Origin of the sequence: Spirulina sp. 06S082, from assembly GCF_034932145.1 — a bacterium.
Lineage (GTDB): Bacteria > Cyanobacteriota > Cyanobacteriia > Cyanobacteriales > Spirulinaceae > CCY15215.
On sequence record NZ_JAYGHV010000356.1, the window covers coordinates 1 to 3,898 of the forward strand.

4 protein-coding genes are annotated in these 3,898 nt (G+C 41.8%); all 4 read left to right on the forward strand.

Annotated elements, in window-relative coordinates; all coding sequences use genetic code 11:
• The first annotated feature begins 75 nt into the window (after positions 1 to 75).
• Entirely contained in the window at positions 76 to 285 is a 210-nt protein-coding gene (locus tag VB714_RS21115) for a hypothetical protein (RefSeq protein WP_323226663.1), read from the forward strand.
• Between the two features lie 26 nt (positions 286 to 311).
• Positions 312 to 2,102, forward strand: a complete 1,791-nt coding sequence (locus tag VB714_RS21120) for a putative bifunctional diguanylate cyclase/phosphodiesterase (RefSeq protein WP_323226664.1) — start codon at positions 312 to 314, stop codon at positions 2,100 to 2,102.
• Between the two features lie 44 nt (positions 2,103 to 2,146).
• On the forward strand, positions 2,147 to 3,403 hold the full coding sequence (locus VB714_RS21125) for a sensor histidine kinase (RefSeq protein WP_323226665.1): 1,257 nt from the start codon (positions 2,147 to 2,149) through the stop codon (positions 3,401 to 3,403).
• Positions 3,404 to 3,530: 127 nt separating this feature from the next.
• The coding region (dps, locus tag VB714_RS21130; protein ID WP_323226666.1) for a DNA starvation/stationary phase protection protein Dps at positions 3,531 to 3,898 on the forward strand (368 nt) is incomplete at its 3' end.

The following is a 3,898-nucleotide window of genomic DNA, read 5'->3' on the forward strand; positions in this document are numbered from 1 at the left end:
TCCGACAATGAAGACCCATGCGACTCCTAAACATTACTCGGAGACCTGCAAGGAATAGGCGATAATGAATTATCTTTGCTTTCTCCTGCATTACAAGCCATGTCGGAAAACTGGAGAAAAAGACTTTATGACGCATCCATTCAATGCAGCGATCGCCTTATCTCCGAAGCGATCGCCGAAATCCCCGAGGAGCATTCTCATTTAGCGATCGTACTGACTAATCTTGTTGAAGAATTTCGTTTCGATCTTGTCATGGAACTGGCAACACAATCCACCGAACAATGAACAATTATTAATCTTATTTAATTATCGTGGAGATCCCAACTAGCCCCCCCATTGCCGATATTCTCATCGTGGATGATACTCCCGAAAATCTCCGCCTACTTTCCGTTATGCTGGCTCAGGAAGGCTATAAGGTTCGCCAAGCTATTAATGGTACGATTGCGCTTAACGCAGTGCGTCGTCTTGCTCCAGACTTGATTTTACTCGATATTATGATGCCAGAATTGGACGGTTATGAAGTTTGTCAAGCCTTAAAAGCCGATCCAAAAACTGAAGAAATTCCGATTATTTTCTTAAGCGCTCTCGATGATATTTTCGATAAAGTTAAAGCCTTTTCTGTGGGGGGCATTGATTTTATTAATAAGCCTTTCCAAATTCAAGAAGTTTTGATTCGAGTCAAAAGTCAACTGGATCTCAAAATTGCCAAGCAAAACATTTTACGACTGAATGCGGAATTAGAACAACGAGTGCAAAAGCGCACTCGAGAGTTAGAGATGGCTAATGCTCAACTCAAAAAGATGGCGATGCAAGATGCCTTAACTGCATTGCCCAACCGAGTTTTTTTTATGGAGCAACTTAACGATTTGTTGCAAGCACTACATACCGGTGCAGGCCAGGGATTTGCATTATTATTTCTTGATTGCGATCGCTTTAAAGTAGTGAATGATTCCCTCGGTCATCCGACGGGAGATGAACTGCTGATTTGTCTCGCTCGTCACCTAGAAGATTTCCTCAAACCTAGGGATACTTTGGCTCGACTCGGGGGTGATGAATTCGCCATTCTCGTCACAGAAATTCAAGATATTGACGATGCCGTAGACATGGCTAAGGCTATCTTAGATTCTTTTACCCAACCTTTTAAAATACAGGGACGAGAGATTTTTCTGAGTGCTAGTATTGGCATTGCGGAGGCAACAGAGGATTATACTCAGCCTGAATATTTGTTGCGAGATGCCGACAGTGCTATGTATCGTGCCAAAGCATTAGGAAAATCCTGCCATTACATCTTTCACCCCTCTTTGCACGCAGAAGCAGTATCTTTTCTGCAAGTTGAAACCGATCTCCGTCGGGCGATCGCGGGGGGGGAGTTTGTTGTTTATTATCAACCTATTGTTAATCTCGCATCCGGTACAATATCGGGATTTGAGGCACTTTTGCGCTGGCAGCATCCCCAGCGCGGTTTACTTTCTCCTCTACATTTTATTCCTATTGCTGAAGAAACTGGGTTGATTGCAGCAATTGGTTCTTATGCTTTACATCAAGCCTGCCAGCAGCTTCGAGAGTGGCAAGAGCGAGATTTGGCTGCTCGGGATCTATCAATGAATGTCAATCTTTCTGTTCGACAATTCGCCAATCAAGATTTAATTGAACAGATCGATTGCATTTTAGGAGAAACCCATCTCAATGCTACTTGTCTAAAATTAGAGATTACCGAAAGTGTTATTATGGACAACCAAACGGCTCTCACTTTACTGCGAAGCCTGCGCGATCGCAATATCCAAATTTGTTTGGATGACTTCGGCACGGGATATTCTTCTTTAAGTTATCTTCATCGCTTTCCCATTAATGCCCTCAAAATTGATAAATCGTTTATTAATAGGTGGAGCGATTCCCACCCCTCTCTCGGACTCGTTCCTGTTATTATTAATATTGCTCGAACAATGAAACTCGATACAGTGGCAGAAGGCATTGAAACCCGAGAACAATTCGAGGGACTGAAAAATCTCGATTGCAACTTTGGACAAGGTTATTTCTTTGCTCGTCCTCTTAACGCAATGCAAGCGACAGAGTTACTTAAATCGTCTCCTCGATGGGATTAATATTTTTTATGCTCATCGATTTTTTATAATTTATAAGTAATTTTATGACCGATTCCGACCAAGCTGATATTTTAATTGTCGATGATACTCCCGACAATATTCGCTTGCTTTCTACTATGTTATCCAAACGTGGATATCGCGTGCGTCCAGCGATTAATGGCAAAATGGCAATTCTGGCCGCTAAAGCATTAGAACCGGATCTCATTCTTTTGGATATTAATATGCCGGAAATGAATGGTTATGAAGTTTGCCAACACCTGAAAGCTAATGAAAAAACAAAAGCGATTCCTGTTATTTTTTTAAGTGCATTGGATCATGTTGAAGATAAGGTTAAAGCCTTTGAGGTGGGCGGAATTGATTATATTACCAAACCTTTTCAGTTTGCGGAAGTCCTCGTTCGCATTGAAAATCAATTAACTATTCGTAAATTGCAAAAAACGCTACAAAAGCAAAATAATCGCTTAAAACAAGTGATGACGCAATTGGTCCAAAATGAAAAGATGGCGGGTTTAGGTCAATTGGTTGCGGGAATTGCCCATGAAATCAATAATCCCATTAGTTTTATTTATGGTAATCTCAAACCTGCGAGCGAATATATTCAAGATATCTGCGATCTGCTCGAACTCTATCAACAGGAATATCCTCAGCCGAAGGAGAATATTCAAGAGACTATTGAAGAGATAGATTTGGATTTTATTAAAGCCGATCTCCAAAATTCGATCGCCTCAATGCAAACCGGAGCAGAGCGAATTCGCACAATTATTCTCAATTTACGGAATTTTGCTCGTCTTGATGAGGCACAAGTTAAACTTGCCGATCTCCATGAAGGTCTGGATAGTACCCTCTCGATTTTACAACATCGTTTAAAATCTCGCGGCGATCGCCAGGAAATTTTTGTTAAACAAAATTATGGGAATATTCCTAAAGTGACTTGTTATCCAGGACAGTTAAATCAAGTCTTTTTTCATCTTTTAAATAATGCCATTGATGCCTTTGACGAGTGGGAAAGTGAAAACCCACAAATTACAATTTCGACGGATATTATTGATGGCGATCGCGTCGGAGTGAGCATTACCGACAATGGCAAGGGCATTGCCAAAGACCTCCAAACTCGACTTTTCGATCCTTTTTTCACCACCAAATCTGTAGGCAAGGGGGTGGGTTTAGGATTAGCCATTAGCTATCAAATTATTGTCGAGCAACACAGCGGCCAGATTGTTTGCGAGTCATCCCCGGAAACAGGCACAAAATTCTCCCTTGAAATTCCCCTTGCTTCGGCGTTAGCAGCCGAATATCGGTAAAGATTCAAAATTCAAGTAGAGAGGTTGAACTATTCAATAGCCTCTAATTCTACCTCTTTTCCTTGTCAAGTCAAAGTCATTATGATTATGATATAGAGGGAAAAACATTTTATAAGGAGACGCGATCGTGACAGCAGTACAAGCCGTTCAACCCCAAACCGAGTTCTACCCCACAAGGATCGACTTAGCCAGCGATATTCGGACTCAAGTGGTGATTATCCTCAGTCAAACCCTTGCCAGCAGTTTAGACTTAAAAACCCAAACTAAGCAGGCACATTGGAATGTTAAGGGGATGGATTTTATTCAACTTCACGAGCTTTTTGACGAAATGGCAGGGGAGTTAGAAGAATTTGTTGATATGGTAGCAGAACGCATTACCGCCCTCGGCGCGATCGCCAAAGGAACAGCGCGTGTTGCTGCCAAAGCATCGATTTTGCCAGAATATCCTCTTGATGCCGTTAGCGGTAAAGAACATCTCATTGCTCTTGCCGATCG

Excerpts from the sequence above, each read along its gene's own strand:
- VB714_RS21125 (WP_323226665.1), top strand. The coding sequence starts at position 2,147 with ATGACCGATTCCGACCAAGCTGATATTTTAATTGTCGATGATACTCCC.